16 protein-coding genes and 1 pseudogene are annotated in these 16,896 nt (G+C 68.8%); 9 read left to right on the top strand and 8 right to left on the bottom strand.

The window, feature by feature from the left end; genetic code table 11:
* The 4 genes from ACZ55U_RS15395 to ACZ55U_RS15410 form a co-directional block, all read left to right on the top strand.
* Positions 1-370, top strand: a 370-nt coding sequence (locus ACZ55U_RS15395) for a DUF8189 domain-containing protein (protein WP_465526431.1), incomplete at its 5' end; no start/stop codon positions are given.
* A gap of 803 nt (positions 371-1,173) precedes the next feature.
* On the top strand, positions 1,174-2,550 hold the full coding sequence (locus ACZ55U_RS15400; protein WP_465526433.1) for a hypothetical protein: 1,377 nt from the start codon (positions 1,174-1,176) through the stop codon (positions 2,548-2,550).
* Between the two features lie 180 nt (positions 2,551-2,730).
* Positions 2,731-4,380 (top strand): GDSL-type esterase/lipase family protein, encoded by a 1,650-nt coding sequence (locus tag ACZ55U_RS15405; RefSeq protein WP_465526435.1) that lies wholly within the window; start codon positions 2,731-2,733, stop codon positions 4,378-4,380.
* A gap of 171 nt (positions 4,381-4,551) precedes the next feature.
* Positions 4,552-4,821: a hypothetical protein gene (locus ACZ55U_RS15410; protein ID WP_465526437.1), complete on the top strand. Its 270-nt coding sequence runs from the start codon at positions 4,552-4,554 to the stop codon at positions 4,819-4,821.
* Between the two features lie 277 nt (positions 4,822-5,098).
* Here the strand turns inward: ACZ55U_RS15410 and ACZ55U_RS15415 are convergent, their stop codons facing one another.
* Genes ACZ55U_RS15415 through ACZ55U_RS15425 form a run of 3 tightly spaced genes read right to left on the bottom strand, consistent with a single transcriptional unit; the run spans position 5,099 to position 7,703 of the window.
* Entirely contained in the window at positions 5,099-5,701 is a 603-nt protein-coding gene (locus tag ACZ55U_RS15415) for a hypothetical protein (RefSeq protein WP_465526439.1), read from the bottom strand.
* A complete protein-coding gene (locus ACZ55U_RS15420) occupies positions 5,698-6,957 on the bottom strand; it encodes a DUF7224 domain-containing protein (RefSeq protein ID WP_465526441.1) in 1,260 nt (419 codons plus the stop codon). The genes ACZ55U_RS15415 and ACZ55U_RS15420 overlap by 4 nt, the downstream gene beginning before the upstream one ends.
* 2 nt (positions 6,958-6,959) lie before the next feature.
* On the bottom strand, positions 6,960-7,703 hold the full coding sequence (locus ACZ55U_RS15425; protein WP_465526443.1) for an ATP-binding cassette domain-containing protein: 744 nt from the start codon (positions 7,701-7,703) through the stop codon (positions 6,960-6,962).
* A 729-nt stretch (positions 7,704-8,432) separates the two neighbouring features.
* Between ACZ55U_RS15425 and ACZ55U_RS15430 the strand changes: the two genes are divergently transcribed.
* Positions 8,433-8,849 (top strand): hypothetical protein, encoded by a 417-nt coding sequence (locus ACZ55U_RS15430; RefSeq protein WP_465526445.1) that lies wholly within the window; start codon positions 8,433-8,435, stop codon positions 8,847-8,849.
* Between the two features lie 16 nt (positions 8,850-8,865).
* Entirely contained in the window at positions 8,866-9,285 is a 420-nt protein-coding gene (locus ACZ55U_RS15435; RefSeq protein ID WP_465526447.1) for a hypothetical protein, read from the top strand.
* A 596-nt stretch (positions 9,286-9,881) separates the two neighbouring features.
* On the opposite strand, the gene ACZ55U_RS15440 is transcribed toward ACZ55U_RS15435, so the two are convergent.
* The 3 genes from ACZ55U_RS15440 to ACZ55U_RS15450 form a co-directional block, all read right to left on the bottom strand.
* On the bottom strand, positions 9,882-10,115 hold the full coding sequence (locus ACZ55U_RS15440; RefSeq protein WP_465526449.1) for a hypothetical protein: 234 nt from the start codon (positions 10,113-10,115) through the stop codon (positions 9,882-9,884).
* A gap of 528 nt (positions 10,116-10,643) precedes the next feature.
* Positions 10,644-10,922 carry a hypothetical protein gene (locus ACZ55U_RS15445; protein ID WP_465526451.1) on the bottom strand — a complete coding sequence of 93 codons (279 nt, stop codon included), beginning with the start codon at positions 10,920-10,922 and terminating at the stop codon, positions 10,644-10,646.
* Between the two features lie 100 nt (positions 10,923-11,022).
* Complete coding sequence (locus ACZ55U_RS15450; protein ID WP_465526453.1) at positions 11,023-11,337, bottom strand: hypothetical protein; 315 nt, start codon at positions 11,335-11,337, stop codon at positions 11,023-11,025.
* A 260-nt stretch (positions 11,338-11,597) separates the two neighbouring features.
* On the opposite strand from ACZ55U_RS15450, the gene ACZ55U_RS15455 reads away from it, so the two are divergent.
* The 3 genes from ACZ55U_RS15455 (at position 11,598) to ACZ55U_RS15465 (ending at position 14,423) form a co-directional block, all read left to right on the top strand.
* Positions 11,598-12,326: a hypothetical protein gene (locus tag ACZ55U_RS15455; protein WP_465526455.1), complete on the top strand. Its 729-nt coding sequence runs from the start codon at positions 11,598-11,600 to the stop codon at positions 12,324-12,326.
* Between the two features lie 239 nt (positions 12,327-12,565).
* A complete protein-coding gene (locus tag ACZ55U_RS15460; protein WP_465526457.1) occupies positions 12,566-13,072 on the top strand; it encodes an SsgA family sporulation/cell division regulator in 507 nt (168 codons plus the stop codon).
* A gap of 343 nt (positions 13,073-13,415) precedes the next feature.
* Positions 13,416-14,423 carry a hypothetical protein gene (locus ACZ55U_RS15465; protein ID WP_465526459.1) on the top strand — a complete coding sequence of 336 codons (1,008 nt, stop codon included), beginning with the start codon at positions 13,416-13,418 and terminating at the stop codon, positions 14,421-14,423.
* Positions 14,424-14,506: 83 nt separating this feature from the next.
* Here the strand turns inward: ACZ55U_RS15465 and ACZ55U_RS15470 are convergent.
* A pseudogene (locus ACZ55U_RS15470) lies at positions 14,507-16,010 on the bottom strand (ISL3 family transposase).
* A 341-nt stretch (positions 16,011-16,351) separates the two neighbouring features.
* Entirely contained in the window at positions 16,352-16,888 is a 537-nt protein-coding gene (locus ACZ55U_RS15475; protein ID WP_465526461.1) for a hypothetical protein, read from the bottom strand.
* Positions 16,889-16,896 lie beyond the last annotated feature (8 nt).

Raw genomic sequence — 16,896 nt, forward strand, 5'->3', positions numbered from 1 at the left:
CCTGCGCACCGACGGCGTCATGGCCCACCTCTACAACACCGACGGCGCCGGCTGGCACGGCCCGTTCACCCTCAACCCCTCAGGCCAGTTCACCGGCACACCGGCCGTCGTCCACAACCCGGTCACCAACACCCTCGACGTGTTCGCCACCGGCACCGACGGCTCCATGTACCGCGCGACGTGGAGCCGCACCACCGGCTGGACGTCCTGGATCATGACCGGGAGCTGGAAGTTCCGCGGCTCCCCCTCCGCGGTCTACAACCCCGCCAGCAGGACAGCCGAGGTCTTCGGCCAGGGCACCGACGGCATCATGGCCCACATCGCCAACCCGGCCGGCGCAGGCTGGACCGGCTGGTCCATCGTCGGCTAGCTGTACTGACCCGTGCCACCGCCTTCACGCTGTGCGGCGGCACGGAGCACGTGCCGCCCGTGTGTCTCGTCGTACGGCGCCGTTTCGGGCCCTGACCGGTACTTGGCGCCTCGGGACACACGAAGCGGCGGCCACCGTGCTGGCGGCTGGCGCCCAGGGGTGCGGGCAGGGCCGATCCGCTCGTCACTGCCGAGCACTCGGCCACGCAGCGCCCCTTCAGGTGTGGCTCCAGCGACTTCGCGATGCTGTGTAGGGAGAGGACGAGCTGCTCGGAGTGCGCGTTCTTGAGGTATGCGAGGCTTCGGCGGCCGGCGTTGACGGCCGCGTCGAAGTCGGGCCGTGCCCGGCGGGTCTGATGGAGCGCGATGTCGGCGGTGTAGAGGGCCGTATTGCGGGCGTGGCCGCCGACGAAGATGAGGGGTCCGTCTGACATGGCGTGAGTCAACCGGAGAAGGCCCATGTCACAGTGCCAGTGGTTGATACCGGGATTGAGAACCTACGACACCGTCGGTTCCGCGCCCGCCGAACCGTAGTCGGTCGGAACCCCCGGCCCCGTCCCGGCTGCTTCCGCTCTCGAGCCGGCCGCGCTCTGGGAGTCTGCCGCCGATGCCGCTGAGCATGGAGAGCACCGCCACGATGGGTGCCGTGGAAATCACTGTACACAGCAAATATCCGCGCCCTAGACTCCCTCGCGCCCCGCAGGTCCGCGCTGACCTATCTGCGGTTCCCCTGGCGAGGTACTCACCGACACGCTCGTATTCGTATCAACGGACGGGCCGTTCGCCTGTCATCCGAGAGGACTCATGCAAAAGCTATCAAGGCTTCTCGCCTTCATCGGTGCCGTTGCCCTGGCCGTCGGCGTCACCGTCGTCGCCGGCCCCCCGGCGTCAGCGGGCGGTTTGGGCGGATACCAGATCCAGAACAAGGCGACCGGCCTGTGCCTGACCGCGGTGATCGACACGCCGTCCGCCATCAACCCTGTCTACGAAGCCCCTTGCGGAACCAAACCCACGCAGCACTGGGGCAATATCACGAACATGCTCGTCCTGCTGGGCGCCGGAACGTCCAGCCTCTGTCTGACCGCGGACAATTACGCCGGCGTGGTCACCACAGGATGCCATCCTGAAGGTGACATAGGTTGGAACTACACCGACCAGGGGTGGAAGTACGCGTCGCTCCGGGGCGACTACACCAACCTCTACAACACTGGTAAGGCTTGCTATGTGCAGGTGATCTCCGGTCAGACCGCCTGCATGAAGGGTTGGGCCGGGGATTCCAAGCTGTTCCGTTTTATGGAGACTCCTATCGTGTCGCCTCCCAGCGAGCCGAACACGGTGCGGTTGGTGGACCTGCGGCCGGACGGCAGGCTGCAGAACGCCGAGGGTGACTTCTCGGCGGGCAAGTGGAGCTCGTGGAGCGACATGGGTGCCTACGGGGTCAGGGAGGTGACCAGCGCGGCCACCGGTTCCGTCAACCGGATCTTCGCGATCACCGACGACGGCCAGATCTACGAGAAGGACGGCGACTACGGGAACGGCCAGTGGTCGGGCTGGTTCCACCCGGCGACCGGGGACCTGCCGACCTCTGCAGTGGCGATCAGCGCGTCCTCGTTCGGCAACGTGGTGCACCTGGTCGTCGTGGGCGCGAACGGGCACCTGTACAACTCCGACGGTGACTTCACAGCCGGTCGGTGGAACGGGTGGACGGACCACGGCGGCAACTTCAAGCGGGTCGCCAGCGCCTCGACGTCCACCAACGTCAACCACATCTTCGCCATCGACAGCAACAACCGGGTCAACGAGCTCGACGCGGACTACGCAGCCGGCAGGTGGGGTTCCTGGTCGACAGCCGGATCGAACGCGTTCACCGCGCAGGATGTCACGGCGTCCGCGTCCGGCAACATCGTGCACCTGAGCGCCATCGCACCGGACGGCAGCTGGTCGAACACCGACGGCGACTTCAACAGCGGTCAGTGGAACGGCTGGACCAAGATGCCCGGGTCCGGCCTCAAGCGCATTGCCAGCGCCGCCGCCAACAACGTGAACCACATCTTCGCCGTCGACGGCAACAACCGCCTCCTGGAGATCGACGGCGACTACAACGCTGGCCGCTGGGGCTCCTGGAACCAGGCCGCCACCGGCGCCGACTCCATCGGCGTCACCGCCACCTTCACCCACTGACCGAAGAGCCCACGTACGGCGATGCCGTGATCGCCGTTCTCACCGCGCCCGGCGCGCCCGAGCCTCGTGCAGGGCTGCCGGGCGCGGTCTGTCCATACCGGGCGATATCCGCCGTCCGCCGTACGCGCCCTGCGTACGGCCCCCACCGCCACCTTTGGTGTGTCAGATCCGGAGCATGTCATGACCCGTCCCACCGCCCTTGCTGTGGCCACCGTTCTGCTGGCCGCAGCAGGAATCGCCGCGTCCCCCGCTACCGCAAGCACCTCGACCACCAGCCCGACGGCAGCCCCGCCGACGGTCCGGGTCCTGCCGTTGGGTGACTCGATCACCTACGGCCGAAACAGCTGCACCGGCAACGGCTACCGGGGACCCCTGCAGAACCTGGTTGCCGCCGAAGGGCGTTTCGCCATCGACTACATCGGCTCGCAGCAGAACGGCGTGATGGCAGACCCTGCGAACGAAGGCCATCCAGGCTACACGGTCGACCAGATCAGCAACAACATCGACGGATGGCTGGCGGCCACCCACCCGGACGTCGTGCTGCTGCACATCGGCGCCAACGACCTCAACCAGTACGCCAGCAGCTCGGACACCGCCGCCAAGGCGGAGCGGCTGGTGAACCGGATCTTCGCGGACCAGCCCGGCGTCACAGTCATCATGCAGGGACTGGTCCCGACCATGTCCGGCATGAACAGCCCCATGCCGGACATGGCGAGGAACATCCCGGACTACAACGCTGCCCTCCAACGTCTGGAGGCCACCGAGCAGCAGGCGGGCCGGCACTTCAGGTACGTCCCCGCTCCGGCGCTGGTACCGTCCGGTCAGGGCACGGCCACCAAGCCCGCACAGATGTCGGACGGCCTGCACCCGAACGACGCCGGCTACGCCCTGATGGGTCAGAACTTCCTGGCGCCGCTCGACCAGGCATACAACGCCGGCTGGTACACCGGCCGCGCCGCGCAGTCCCCGCAGCCGGCCAATACGGTCCGCCTGGTGAACCTGGCACCGGACGGCAGCCTGCACAACGCCGAGGGAGACTTCTCCGCAGGTTCGTGGAGCGGCTGGAGCAGCCTGGAGGCCTCGGGGATCAAGGAGGTGACGAGCGCGGCAACATTCTCGGTGAACCGGATCTTCGCCATCGGCCGTGACGGTCAGGTGTACGAGAAGGACGGCGACTATGGCAACAAGCAGTGGTCGGGCTGGTTCCAGCCGAACATCGGGACTCTCCCCTCGCCGGCCGTCTCCATCACCGCCTCCTCGTTCAACCACAGCATCCACTTGGTGGTGGTCGGTGCCGACGGGCACCTGTATAACTCCGACGGCGACTACGAGGCCGGTCGGTGGAACGGGTGGACGGACCACGGCGGCAACTTCAAGCGGGTCGCCAGCGCCTCGACGTCCACCAACGTCAACCACATCTTCGCCATCGACAGCAACAACCGGGTCAACGAGCTCGACGGCGACTACTGCGCCGGCAGGTGGGGTTCCTGGTCGACAGCCGGATCGAACGCGTTCACCGCGCAGGATGTCACGGCGTCCGCGTCCGGCAACATCGTGCACCTGAGCGCCATCGCACCGGACGGCAGCTGGTCGAACACCGACGGCGACTTCAACAGCGGTCAGTGGAACGGCTGGACCAAGATGCCCGGGTCCGGCCTCAAGCGCATTGCCAGCGCCGCCGCCAACAACGTGAACCACATCTTCGCCGTCGACGGCAACAACCGCCTCCTGGAGATCGACGGCGACTACAACGCCGGCCGCTGGGGCTCCTGGAACCAGGCCGCCACCGGCGCCGACTCCATCGGCGTCACCGCCACCTTCACCCACTGAGCCAGCGCAAATTACTGGCACAGGCGCCAACTCGTCGGTCAACTGGACGTAGAAGGCGTTCCCTCGCCCGCTGCGCTCCGCGCTGGGCAGCTGTCCCGCCGCAGCTGTCCGGCGGGGCCGTCGGGAGGGACAGGCGCGGGTGGCGCCGGCAGTCCGGTCGGCCTCGGGGGCGTGCTCGGCCGCCAGGCCGCCGAGCACGCAGGGCGGAAGGCCGCGGCGATCGCGCAGAGGGTGATCAGCGGCATCCACTCGCCGGGGTGGAGCCCGGACAGGGCGCTGATGATGTGCGAGCTCCTAGCCGACGAGCACCTGGCCGTCCTCGCCGTCACCTACACCCCCGGCGAGCCCACCGCGAAAGGCAACCCCGCCACCCGGCCGCCGCCCGCATCACCACCCTCGACCACACCGGCACCACCCTCTACGACCGCCTGCTGCGCCTGACCGGCCTCCGCATCTCCAGTGCCCCCTCCGACGCGCTCGACCCTGCCCCGGCTCTGGACGACCTCGCCAGGCGTGATTTCCCGAGGGCTCCAGCCGCAGGCGCCCCGAGGGGTCTGCCGGGCGGTGATTCTTCGCCAGGGCCCCTCGTACGAGCCGCCGCAGGGCTGGCAGTTCGAGCGGGCGCCACCCGCGGCCGCCCCCACCATGAGGAGATTGCCAGGTCAGCGCAGGCGCATGCAGTGCGTCGCCCGCGCGGGGACCGAACACGGTCGGAGTGTCATTCGCCCTCGACATCGGTGTGCCGGCGCGGCGGGGGGAGGAGGAGCGACAGACCTCCGGTGGTGAGCAGGAACAGGGCTTGCAGGACGGCGGGGACTGAGTTCGCGTCGTGCAGCGGCCAGGCCCAGATGCCGGGTCTGTTGTGTACCAGGCCGAAGGAGACGCACAGGAAGGGGAACAGCGCGGTGGTCACCGTGGCGACGCGGGCTCCCGCGAGCCGGCGGACGATGAGGGCGAGGCCGAGGTAGCCGGCGAAGTCCCGGGCCAGAGCGCTGGTGGCGCTGCCCGCGCCCGCCATGGATGCCACGGCGGCGGCCAGTGTGCAGGACAGGACGCATGCGGCCATGAAGGCCGCGTCCCATCCGCCCATGGCGCGGACCGCCACGCGCTCCGCGACGCCGTCGGCGCGGGCCTGGCCCTCCAGGATCAGGCAGACGGGTACCAGGGGCAGGAGCGAGGACATGGGGAGGTCGAACGTCAGCCCGCCGATCACCACCGGAATGGGAACCGTCACGGAGTCGGCGCCGCTGCCGAGCAGGATGCAGGCGAGCAGACCGACGGCGACGGCGGGAACGTACCTGATGCGCAGCCACCAGATCATCGGGGCGCCTGGAGGGAGGACGCGCCCGGCTGGTGGTATTGCGCCGGGTCCAGAACCGGCCTGACGTCGCAGCGGCCCACGGTGTCCGCGTTCTTCCGGAACCATGTGAGCTGTTCGGCCTGCGGGAGCGCCATGACCCGGCGGGCGAGTTGAACTTCCTGCGGTCGGTAGCGGCCTTCGACCGTGCTGGGGGTGACTCCGGCCGTGAGCTTCAGCCAGGACGACAGGGGGGCGACAGCCTCCGAGCCGAGCCAGCGGGCGAACGGCTCCTTGGCGCAGTCCGGAGCACGGTTGGGGATGTATCCCAGTGCAACGAGTGACTGCACCTCGTCCTTGCTGGGCTTGGCGGAGAGCGGTGACACCGTCGCGGTCTGCGTCAGGCCCACGGCGTTCAGGCGCTGCTGGGCCTCGGTCGCCCAGCCGGTGATGCGGGTGGCGTCGGCCTTCTGCTCGGGCCACAGACACACCCGCGGCGTTGTCGTGGCGCAGGTCTGCTCGCTTTCCGGGCGTGCCTGCGCCGCGCGGTAGCCGAGCGGCGCGGCGATCCACGCGCCTGCGGCTGTCGTGGCCGCCAACGCCAGGACCGCGGTGAGCCGGTTGTTCCCGCGCAGCCTCGTCCAGATCCAGGCGGCGCCCACCATTCCGACAGCCACGACGGCCGGTGCGAGGACCGCTCGGGTGGTCGGCACCTGGTCCAGAGCGCAGCACTCGGTGAGGTTGCGTCCGTTGAGCTGGCGGACCCAGAAGGCGTCGAGGGTCGACGGGTAGGCCATCCACAGGAAGCCGGCGATGAGGGTCAGGGGTACGGCGAGCAGCCGCGGCAGCATCTGCCCGAGGACGTAGCCGGCCACGGTGTGCGCGAGGACGACCAGCAGCTCCAGGAGGACGATGACGGGGACGGACCAGCCTGGAAGGCCGCCGGCCTGCGGCACGAACAGGGCGAGGGCGGCCAGGACGGACAGCGTGCCGAGGGCCAGGGTGGGGGCCAGCACAGAGAGGGCGATGACGGCGGCGGAACGGGTGGGCGCGGTACCGAGGACGGCCGACTGGCGTACCTTGAGGCCTTCCCAGGCCCCGCACGCCGCGACGGCGGGTGCGGTGAAGTTGAGCAGGAAGCTGCTCTGGGCGGTGACGGAAGGCCAGTAGCCGTCGGTGACCCAGTCGGCCATGTTGCCGCTGTACATCGCGATCCACACGAGCAGGACAGGTGCTGCCCGCAGGGCCGATGAGATCCGGATGATGCTGCGCCAGGGCATGGTCACACCTCCCCGGTGACGATGCCGGCGTAGGCGCTTTCGGCGCGCCGCTCCGCGGAGACGGTGTTCGGCGCGAGCGCCAGGAAGGTCTCGATGGGCCCTTGGTGGCGTACCTGCCCCTGGTCGAGGACGACGACCGAGTCATAGATCTCGGCCAGGTCCTCGGTCTGATGTGTGGAGACGAGGAAACTCGTCAGGTGGCGCAGCTCGCCGATCAGGTCCCGGAAGACTCCGCGCTGGACCGGGTCAAGCCCCGCAGTGGGTTCGTCCAGAAGCACGATCTCGGCGCCGTGCACCAGGGTCTGGGCGATCCCCAGGCGCCGTAACTGTCCACCGGAGAGCTCCCCACTGCGCCGGTCCGCGAGCGAGGCGAGCCCGACTTTGCGGATGGCTTCTTCGGACTGGTCCCAGGCTTCGCTGCGCGACATGCCCTTGAGCCAGCCCGCGTAGGCCGCTTGTTCCCGTACCCGTAGGCCGGCTACCGGCCGCACCTGCTGGGGGAGCCAGGCGACCTTCCGGCGGTAGGCCTTGAGGTCCTTGGACCTGCGGGTGTCCAGGCCGTCGAGGGTGATGCGGCCGGACTCGGGCCTGAGAGAGGAGGCGATCAGGCCCAGCAGGGTCGACTTGCCCGCGCCGTTCGGACCGAGCAGGACACTGCACCCGGAGCCCAGGCTGAGGCTGAAGGATTCCAGGACTCGGGACCCCTTGCGGTAGCCGAAGGAACAGTCAGTTACTTGAACAGGCATAATCACCGATCCGCTATGCGTTCGAGCTGGGGAGAGGCGGGGAGGGTCCAGTCAACTGGACATTCTTTGGGACAGATACGTACACCACTAGGTTCCCGGGCGGGCCTGTAGGGCGGTGCACGCACGTTGGATATCCGTGCGTTCGCACTGGGAGGGCGCGCAGGTTCCCGGCAAGGGTTCCCGGCATCCTTCCAGTGCGAGGGGCTGAGGCCCCGGCGCGCCGATCTTTGGCGCGTATGCGCTGACGGAGAGTACGCCGGGCCCGCTGGCATATGCCGGAGCCTCCCTCCTCGAAGGGAGACCGGAAGCGTGCTCATGCCTGTTGATCTGCACTGACCTCCTCCTGATGACCTGCGCGCGAGACCTACGGCGAGAGTTCGGGTCCGATCATGCCGTATGGGCGCCACCTCCGCAGTGACTTCAGGGAACCCGATCGCATGAAACATGACAAAGTCGACCATTCGATTACCAATCGTATTGCACAGTGCAATATGCAGCTTGCGCCTATGTTCGTAAATTTTCCACCAGCCTCCAGGATCAATTGACTTGACCTGGAATTTCCGCTCCATTGGGCACCGCAAAGTGATTGGCGAAAACCGGCCAACCGAGCAGGAATTTCAGAAAGGCATTCGCTCGGCCCTCGTACGTGTGCATCATTAATCCGGCGCTCCGGAGCTTCCCGGGTGCCGGCTTCGCTGGTTGGCGAAGCCCCCACAGAAAGGGATTAGTGTGCAGGTCACTGGATTCATGCGGCGCCGCGCGGGCGTCGTCCTGGCCGCGATCGCGGCGGCCACGCTCGCCGGAACGGTGCCGGCGAACGCCGAGGGGGACTGGAGCTCCTCCATCTCCTACTGGGGGTACAACGCCGAGTCCCGCCGGTGGACCGACAACCACGTCGATGGGAACTGGACCACCGTCAGCTTCAGCGGCTGCTCGGACAACAACTCGGGCTGGTTCGCCTCCGGCCGTCCCACCACCGTCGAGCTGGACAGGGACATCTCCTGGTCCCCCGACACGAGCTACGGCGGCCGCGGCAACTTCTGCAACACCGTCGACTGGGGCGAGCGCACCGACAAGGGCCAGTACTACTTCATCCACAAGAGCGACTTCCGGCTCGACGTCAACTCGGTCTACACCGCCTACTAGCAAGGGGAGAAGCGACATGCAGCTCACTGGATTCATGCGGCGCCGCGCAGGCGTCGTCCTGGCCACCATCGCGGCTGCCACACTCGCCGGAACGGTGCCCGCGAACGCCGAGGGAAGCTGGAGCTCCAGCATCACCAACTGGACGTACAACTTCGAGTCCCGCCGGTGGACCGACAACCACGCCGACCGGAACTGGACCACCGTCAACTTCAGCGGCTGCTACCACAACGGTTCGACGGACTACTTCGACCGAGGCGGACAGGCCACCGTCGAGCTGGACAGGGACATCTCCTGGTCCCCCGACACGAGCTACGGCGGCCGCGGCAACTTCTGCAACACCGTCGACTGGGGCGAGCGCACCGACAAGGGCCAGTACTACTTCATCTTCAAGGATGACTACCCGCTGAGCGTCGACAGGGTCTACACCGCCTTCTGACCGAACCGGCCCGATCGCTAGCCGCCAGTGTGCCCGGCGGCGCTGATACCACCGCCGGGCACACGCAGGCCAGGCCAAGAACGGATCAATCGCACCGCCTCGGAAATGGCCGGGTTCCTCACGCTGGAATCGAGAGGGACCCGGCCTCAGCATACGGAGTCCCAGATCAAGGCCGGTGCCTGTTCAAGCGGAACACCCCCTGCTCCCCGGGCCCGGCCGCCTGCGCCACGCCTCCTTCAGCCGCGGAGCCGGCGCGCCTCCGCGTACGGTAGCGACGCCGTCCACGTCCGCGACCACCACCAGGCCGTCCGCGATCTCACCGGCCAGCTCGACCCCGCCACGCTGCGCCGGGTCATGGGATGGCTGGAGCGCACCCGCGCTGCGGTCTTCGCGCTGCGGGGCACGGAACAGGCCCCGCCCGCCCGGCCCGTCGTGCGGCGCGCGGCGCGCGGGTTCTGATCGGCACCCCGGTGCCCAGGTGCCCTGGGAACAGGTGAAGCGCCGGCCGCCGTGATGGTGGCTGGTGCTTCACCTGTTCCGTCCTGTCCGGGTCTGGGCGGGGTGAGGGCCTGTTCGTCGGTATCGGGGACGCTGTCTCAGTCCAGGTCGGTGCTGGCGGGTTCGACCGCGTGGACGAGGTGGGGGACGGCGTCCAGGCGCCGGTCGGCCGCGGTGTCGGGGCCGGGGGCGGTGCGCACCTCCTGGAGGGGGAGCAGGGCGGCCGTCACGCATTCGTCGGTCGCCGCGTCCAGGACCTCCCACGCGGAGAACTTGCCTCCGGCGGTGAGTTCCAGGGCCGGCGCGGCGCCCTCCGCGGGGTCTCGCGCCACCGTTCGGCGACCTCGGCGCCGGCGGCCGCGAGATCCATCGCCGCGCCCTGTTCGACGACCGGCACCGGCACGGCTGGCCCCGGAGCTTTCGCCCCGTCGCCGATGGGATCTTCCCGGCCGTCGTGGTGGGTGTGGTCCTGGGCGGCGGCCACCGCGCACCGCGCCGCGTAGGCCAGTTCCGACTCACGCCGCTCGCGGATGACCTCGCTGGGCCACCGCTCGTCGTTCTCGGGACGGGCATGGTCGAGCAGGACCGGCGCGGCGAGGCCGACCCGGACGCACAGTCAGGTGGCGGCCGTGGCCCCGTCCCTGGCGCGGCGGGGCCGCGGCGATCGGCTGGTACACCTCGCCGGCCGCTTCGGGGAGGGCGCCGATCAGGGCGGTGAGGACGGCGATCAGCCGCGCGCGGCGGCGACAACGGGGCGGGGCCAGGTCTGTGCTCCTCCTGCACCATGCCGCCGGGCTCCCGCCCCGCCGCCCCCGCTTTTCGGGACATCCGCCCGCACCTCCCGAGAGCCTGTGCCAGCCTCAGGGCATGTCACCGCGCCAGACCAGGGTGCCGGGCCGGCCCGGGGCCGGGACGTAGACGCTGCGCCCGCCCGGGTAGGAGCAGCCGTTGGTGATCAGCGCGAAGCCTTCCTCGGCGTCATTGGGGTCCACGCCGGTGGTGTCCAGGAAGCGCCCGTCGAGGGGACCTCCCCGCAGCGGGACAAGGCCGGGCCCGGCCGTGGTGGGGTAGAGATCCTCGCCGTCCTGGGGCGGGATTCGGATGATGTCGTGTGGGCTGTCGAACCGGTCTTGGTTCACGAAGGCTCCTGGAGGCGCGGCTGCTGTCGGATCTCATGATGGGCACGCAGCGGCTGCGCTGTCTGGCTGTCCGGTCCGCGCCGACGCCGGCCGTCGGCGGCTACGCCGTCTCGTTGGCCGGCGCCGGGTTGTCGATGTGGCTGAGGCGAGAGCGGGCGGTTACCCGGTCCTCGCCGGAGAGTGTGGCCCAGTACGCGTCGGCCCACACGGTGTGGGAGGCTTGGCGTTCGGCTTCCGCGAGCCGGGCGGACTCGGCGAGCCGTTCCTCGCTCAGGCCCTGTCCCGCGGTCTCCAGGTCGCCGTTCCAGGGGCCGAGCGCGGCCAGGAACGTGCGCCGCTCGGCCTGCACGGCCGCCAGCGCCCGCTGTGCGGTCTTCAGGTCGTCGGGGTACTCGAAGGTCTTCTGCTTTCCCACCCCGCCATCGTACGGCTGGTCGAAAGCGCTCGGCCGCGACCCGTTCGGTGAAGGACCCGGGGTACGGGCCGGTACCGCCTCCGATGAGGGAACGAAAGCCACGCCCTGTCGCTGGCCTTCAGCCCGCGCCGCCGCTGCTCGCGGTCGGTAGCACCAGCAGCGGGGATGGTGTGCGGCTATGGGACACCACCGACCCGGCCAGACCAGCCCCGGTCACCAAACCGAACTACACCGCGGATCCGTCCTACTCGACCGACCCCGTGAAGATCGCACCCGGTCAGCTCGTGGGGACGGCCGGGTTCTCCTCGGACGGCCGGACCCTGGCCCTCGGGGCCTCCAACGACGACGGCTACCAGCTCGGCCGTGCCGAGACCGTCGACACCACCGACCTGCACCAGCCGACCGTCCTGACCGACTTTCCCACCCCGGGGATGCTCACCTCGGTCCAGATCGACGACCGCGGGTCCCTGTTCAGCGCAGGCGCCGAACCGGAGATGCGGCACTGGTACCCCTCCATCGACTTCACCCTGCCCAACACCCAGGCATTCGGCGACTACTCCCCGATCGTCCGCACCCTCCTGGCCTTGCGACGCGTCGAAGGCCGAGTCCCTCCGCCCGCTGCCCTCGACACGTACGAGAAGACCTTCCACCTGCGGCGGCACATGTCAGTGGAAGCAGTCGATGACAGGCAGCACCCGCAGGGATGGCACAGCTACCTCGTCTTCCAGAACGCCCCAACCGTCTCCAGCAGCCTGGCCTTACCGACCACGACGAACCGCACACGACGACATACCAGTGGTACGGGCAATCCCGATGGACGGACCTCGCAAGGGAGGCATCAGTTCTTCCTTCGCTGCATACCGTGCACGGACCAGTGCGTATCTCGCGTTCCCGCGAAGGACTTTGGGCGCCCATTGGGCTGTCCTCGGATTCTCCCTGCGACTTCCTGTCCCAAGACGCTCTTGATACCGGCCCTGGCAGCACCCTAATGCTGTTCGCCGACGGAATCGTCGAACGAGGCGGCCGGCCGCCTCGGACGGACATGGAGTTTCTGCTTGATGAACTGCGTCACTCGTGGGGCTACCTGCCCGCACCTGCCCGCCTGGGAGCGGACAACGGGTATCCACAACCGTCCGGTTCTTCGCGCAGGCCCCGGGTCGCGAGGTCGGAGCGTCGCCGTGCCAGCTCCGCCAAACCCACGTCGCGCAGCGACACCCTTCCCAGTGCGATGCCGAAGGATCACCGCCTTCGCTTTGCCACCGAGACAACCGACACCGGCACGACTCTCCGAGCCCGGGCCCACATGCAACTGCTCGCCCCCGACGAGCAGCACATCGACGTGCCCACCGAGCTCGTCTACCGCTCCCGCGACCCGTACGCCGTGGAAATCGCTTTCGCCCCCACCGGATTGCCGCCAGTCACGTGGACCGTTGCCCGTGACCTCGTCGCCGACGGCCTTGCTGGCCCAGCCGGCACCGGCGACGTTCGGATCTGGAGCGACCCGCACGAGCTGTTCGGCTCCAACGACGACCGCAAGGTGCACCTGAGCCTGGACTCACCCCAAGGACACGCCGACCTCACAATTCCGTGGAGCGACCTCGAGGAGTTCATCACCGCTACGCGCAAGATCGTGGCACCGGGCCGGGAGCACACCCACGTCGCCCCCGCGTTCGACGACTTCGCGGCGACCATCCACAGCAGCACCCCCTCGCCGGCATCGCGCCCTGTCAGCTGACCGTAGGTGTGGACACGGGCCATTCGCGGACACACGGTTGTCGACAGGCATGGCTTGTCAGACCGCCGCAGTTCCGCTGCGGCTACACGCCCAGGGAGAGGTGGCGCGGGGGCGACGTGGTGCTGTTGCCCGGGCTGGGAAGGCTCTTGGGTACGTCTCACTGCCGTACTGTTGGTGGCCATTTGGAATTCTCCGCTCGCGGCCAACGTGTGGGGACCTAACTGGCCGCGGATTCGCTACTTGCTGTAGCACCGTGGACTGCTCAAGTTCGGTCGATCTCAGTCAGATGTGGTCGATGGCCCGAGAGCAGCCCCGACTCACTGACGAGTCGTTAGATTGAATCATGGCCACGACCCATCTACGAGCCTCCGACGTTCCTGAGCTGCGTCAGGACCTGGTCCGCTGGGCGGACGAGAACGTGCAGCGCGCTAAACCCGTGCTGTTGCACGGGTTCACCGACCCCCGCCTGGTGCAGTCGGCCGTCCGCGGCGCGGAGCTCTACTTCATCACCGACGACATGACGTGGCTGGCCCGTACCGTGGGCGAAGGCCTGCCGGTCTGCGCCTTCGACGCGGACGACCTGCCGGATCCGCTCGGCTTCCTGCTGTGGTCCGACGACCCGAGCGCGCATACCACCACCCTCGGCCGACCCCGGGCGGTGTTGTGGTCCCGGGCCGGGGAGACCTTGCGGGTGCTGGTCCTGGACGACGCCAGCCCGTACCGGCGCGCGCTGGAGGAGGCGGGGCGACAGGCCCATCCGACCTGGGCCCACCAGGTCACCAGCACCCTCGCGGGGGACTTGGCCGTCGCCTTCGGCGCCGTCATCCCGCTGGGCGTCGAGACCGACTGGGACCAGGTCCAGCGCGCGTGGTCCCTTGACCGCAACGGCAACTCGGCCCAGGACCGGTACGGCCTGGGCGACACGGGGATCACCACCATCACCCACGACCAGCTGCGCGTGCTGAGGACCTTGCTCGGCACGCTGCTTCTGATCCGCCAGCCGGCCGACGAACGCCGCACCTTGTGCCAGGCCGAGGACGTCCAGCCCGACCCAGCCGCCCGCAAGCGCCTGCGGCGAGCCGGTGCCGAACGTCTAGACGCGACGGTGCGGTACATCACGCTGCGCCAGTCCGCCCGTCCCGAGCCCGGGGACGACTTCGGCAGCGAGGACACCGCCGGCCGGGTTTACCGGCACCGCTGGGTCGTCAAACCGCACCGACGCACCTACCCCGACAAGGACCACCCCGCCGGCAAGTCCCGCCGCTGGGTGGGTCCCTACCTGGTCACCCCGGCTGGCTGTGAAGATGCTCCGATCCTCGGCACGGAGAAGGTCAACGTCCTACGACGCTAGCGGTGACGCACCGTGCAACTGGCCGTGAGCGGGGAATCGTGAGGCTCTGGCGCGAGTTCCGTGAAAGCCGCCCGCGGTGATCCTCAGGCGAGGAGTACACGTTTGCGGAGGAGGTCGAGCTTGGCGCGTCCGAACATCTGCCGCTTGAGCATCTTGATCCGGTTGACGTGACCCTCGACTGGCCCTGAGTTCCAGCGGAGTGTGAGGCCGGCCATGACCGCGTCCCAGTCCTTGCGCAGCCCGGTGGCGAAACCTCGCAGTTCGGGCATAGTGCTCGCCTCAGCATCTGCGGTCCACTGTTCGAGGTCCTCCTGGCCGCGCCGGTTTACGAGGATCGAGGCGAACCGGGCGACGAGGTCACACGCATCGCCCAACTCCGCGCAAAGGATGCGTAGTTCCTTCAGGAGGACTTGCTGTTCCTCGGACCGGTGATCGGGGTGGGTGAGGATCAGCCCGGTCACCTCGCGGACCTTGGGGACCGGCACGCGGGTGGTCGGCTTGGCGTTCTCGCGCAGCCGGTGCACGAACCGGCGGACGGTTCGCTCGCTGACGGCCAGGCCGCGCTCGGAGAGTTCACGGTGGAGCCGCAGTGCGCTGTGGCAGCCCTCATTGAACCGGGCGGTCAGGTAGCTCGTCCGCAGTAGCGGCCCTCATGAACTTCCGCACCGTCTTCGGGTCCAGATGCAGCTCGGCGACGATCTGGCTGTGCCCCATGCCGCTGGCCATCAGCGCGTGGACGGCGGCGTGGCGCTCACGGGTGCGCCGGGCCCGCGGTCCTTCGGGCAGTTCCACCTTCTCCTGGTCCGGGGCGGGCGGGACCCAGTGCGGGCGCAGGCGGGCGACCAACCGCTCGGCCGCATCGCCTAGGTTCGCCCAGAGGTGATACCTGTCCGCGACCTGGGTCGCGGTGCCGGCTCCGCGGGTCGCTCCCTCGGCGTAGTAGGCGGCGCGGTCGCGGCAGATCACCTCGACACCGGGGTGCTCGGTGAGCCAGCGGGCCAGGGCGTCGGCGGACCGCTCGGGCAGGACCTCGACCGGGCGATGGCCCTCGATGTCGATCAGAACGGTGCCGTAGTGGTGGCCCTTGCGCAGGGCGAAGTCGTCGACGCCGAGCACGCGGACGCGCCCGGCGGCCGGGTCCGGGAGCGCACGGATCAGGCGTATCAGGGAATCCCGGCCGACCCCGGCTGACAGGTGCTCGGCCAGGCGGGCTCCGGCTCGGCCGCCGAGGGCGAGGGCGACGGCCTCACGGAGCTTCCGCAGCGGTACCGTGCATCGGCCGTAACGGAACGTCAGACCGGGGATCTGCTCGGCGAAGGTCCGCTGCCCGCAATCGTCGGCGTCGCAGAAGAACCGGCGGACCCGCAGGTGCACCAGCAGCTCCTGACCGGAGACCGCCGTGTCGCTGACCCGCCGCTCGTAGCCACTATGGACGCGCTCGGACCAGTTCCCGCAGCCCGGGCACTCCGCCCCCGGCGCCCGACCCCGGGCGTACACCCGTACCGACCGGCCAACTGGCCTGATCAAGTCCACGCTCAGCAGCGCGAACTGGGGGAACAAGACGGCCAGAAGGTCAGTGACAGACACTCATCATGATCGACAATTTTCAAGATCCACGGAGGGCTTTCATGGAACTCACACCAGGGCCAGTCTGCTGCCGTGTCCTCTGACACCCACGGGTTAGAACCTGCACTGGTCACGCGGAAATAGCCGCTCCAGATGTGCTTGAGCAGCCATGCGTACAGTAGCGCGGTCATGGCCGCGAACAACCACGCGCCTGCCTTGTCCGGGTCCGTTCCCGTGCTGTTTGGCTCCAGACCTGGCGACCGCCAGCCCTGGAGCCAGGTTGGCCCGGCTGCGCCCCCGGTTCGAGCGGCCCCGAGCGTTGCACCCGTCCCGTCACAACCTCCCCGCTCCGGGGTGGTGCACTACCAGCCGATCGCCGTACGGAACCGGTCCACGGCCTCGGCCAGGCCGGTCGCCCCGGTGGCCAGCGCGGTGAGGTTCGTCAGCCAGCCCTGGGCCCGGTCCGCTGAGGGAGCGTCAGTCAGCCGCTTGACGTACATCTGCGCCTCTTCCTTGTCGCCGTCGGGCAGTGCGCTGGCAGCGATGGCGCGCAGCAGGTCCGCAGCCTCGGTGCCGCCTGCTGCAGCGTTGAGCTGGACGCCGATGCCCTGCACATTGCCGTTCCCGACCTGTCCGACGGGCCCCTGAAAGACAAGATTTGGCTGCGGTTTGTGAGTGTCGGTCATCGCGAAGTAGTTCCCTCCGAAGTGGTTGATGCAGTGGCGTCCGTAGTCGGTGATGAGCCATCCGCCGAGGGCATCCTTCGACGCGATCAGGCCCCATCTAGTCAGATACGGCGCATAGTTCGACCAGTCATCGCGCTCAGCATGGGAGACAGATCCGTGGCCATAGAGCGGGGCATACCCGTTCGGGGAGTATCCCGCGCTGATGGCGCTCATGTAGGCCC

It is taken from the genome of Kitasatospora sp. NPDC034533 (assembly GCF_055575155.1).

Bases quoted from the DNA above. Each gene is read 5' to 3' on its own strand.
- ACZ55U_RS15460 (WP_465526457.1), top strand. From the start codon at position 12,566: ATGCCGAAGGATCACCGCCTTCGCTTTGCCACCGAGACAACCGACACC.
- ACZ55U_RS15405 (WP_465526435.1), top strand. From the start codon at position 2,731: ATGACCCGTCCCACCGCCCTTGCTGTGGCCACCGTTCTGCTGGCCGCA.
- ACZ55U_RS15435 (WP_465526447.1), top strand. From the start codon at position 8,866: ATGCAGCTCACTGGATTCATGCGGCGCCGCGCAGGCGTCGTCCTGGCC.
- ACZ55U_RS15425 (WP_465526443.1), bottom strand. From the start codon at position 7,703: ATGCCTGTTCAAGTAACTGACTGTTCCTTCGGCTACCGCAAGGGGTCC.
- ACZ55U_RS15420 (WP_465526441.1), bottom strand. From the start codon at position 6,957: ATGCCCTGGCGCAGCATCATCCGGATCTCATCGGCCCTGCGGGCAGCA.
- ACZ55U_RS15415 (WP_465526439.1), bottom strand. From the start codon at position 5,701: ATGATCTGGTGGCTGCGCATCAGGTACGTTCCCGCCGTCGCCGTCGGT.
- ACZ55U_RS15465 (WP_465526459.1), top strand. From the start codon at position 13,416: ATGGCCACGACCCATCTACGAGCCTCCGACGTTCCTGAGCTGCGTCAG.
- ACZ55U_RS15475 (WP_465526461.1), bottom strand. From the start codon at position 16,888: ATGAGCGCCATCAGCGCGGGATACTCCCCGAACGGGTATGCCCCGCTC.
- ACZ55U_RS15400 (WP_465526433.1), top strand. From the start codon at position 1,174: ATGCAAAAGCTATCAAGGCTTCTCGCCTTCATCGGTGCCGTTGCCCTG.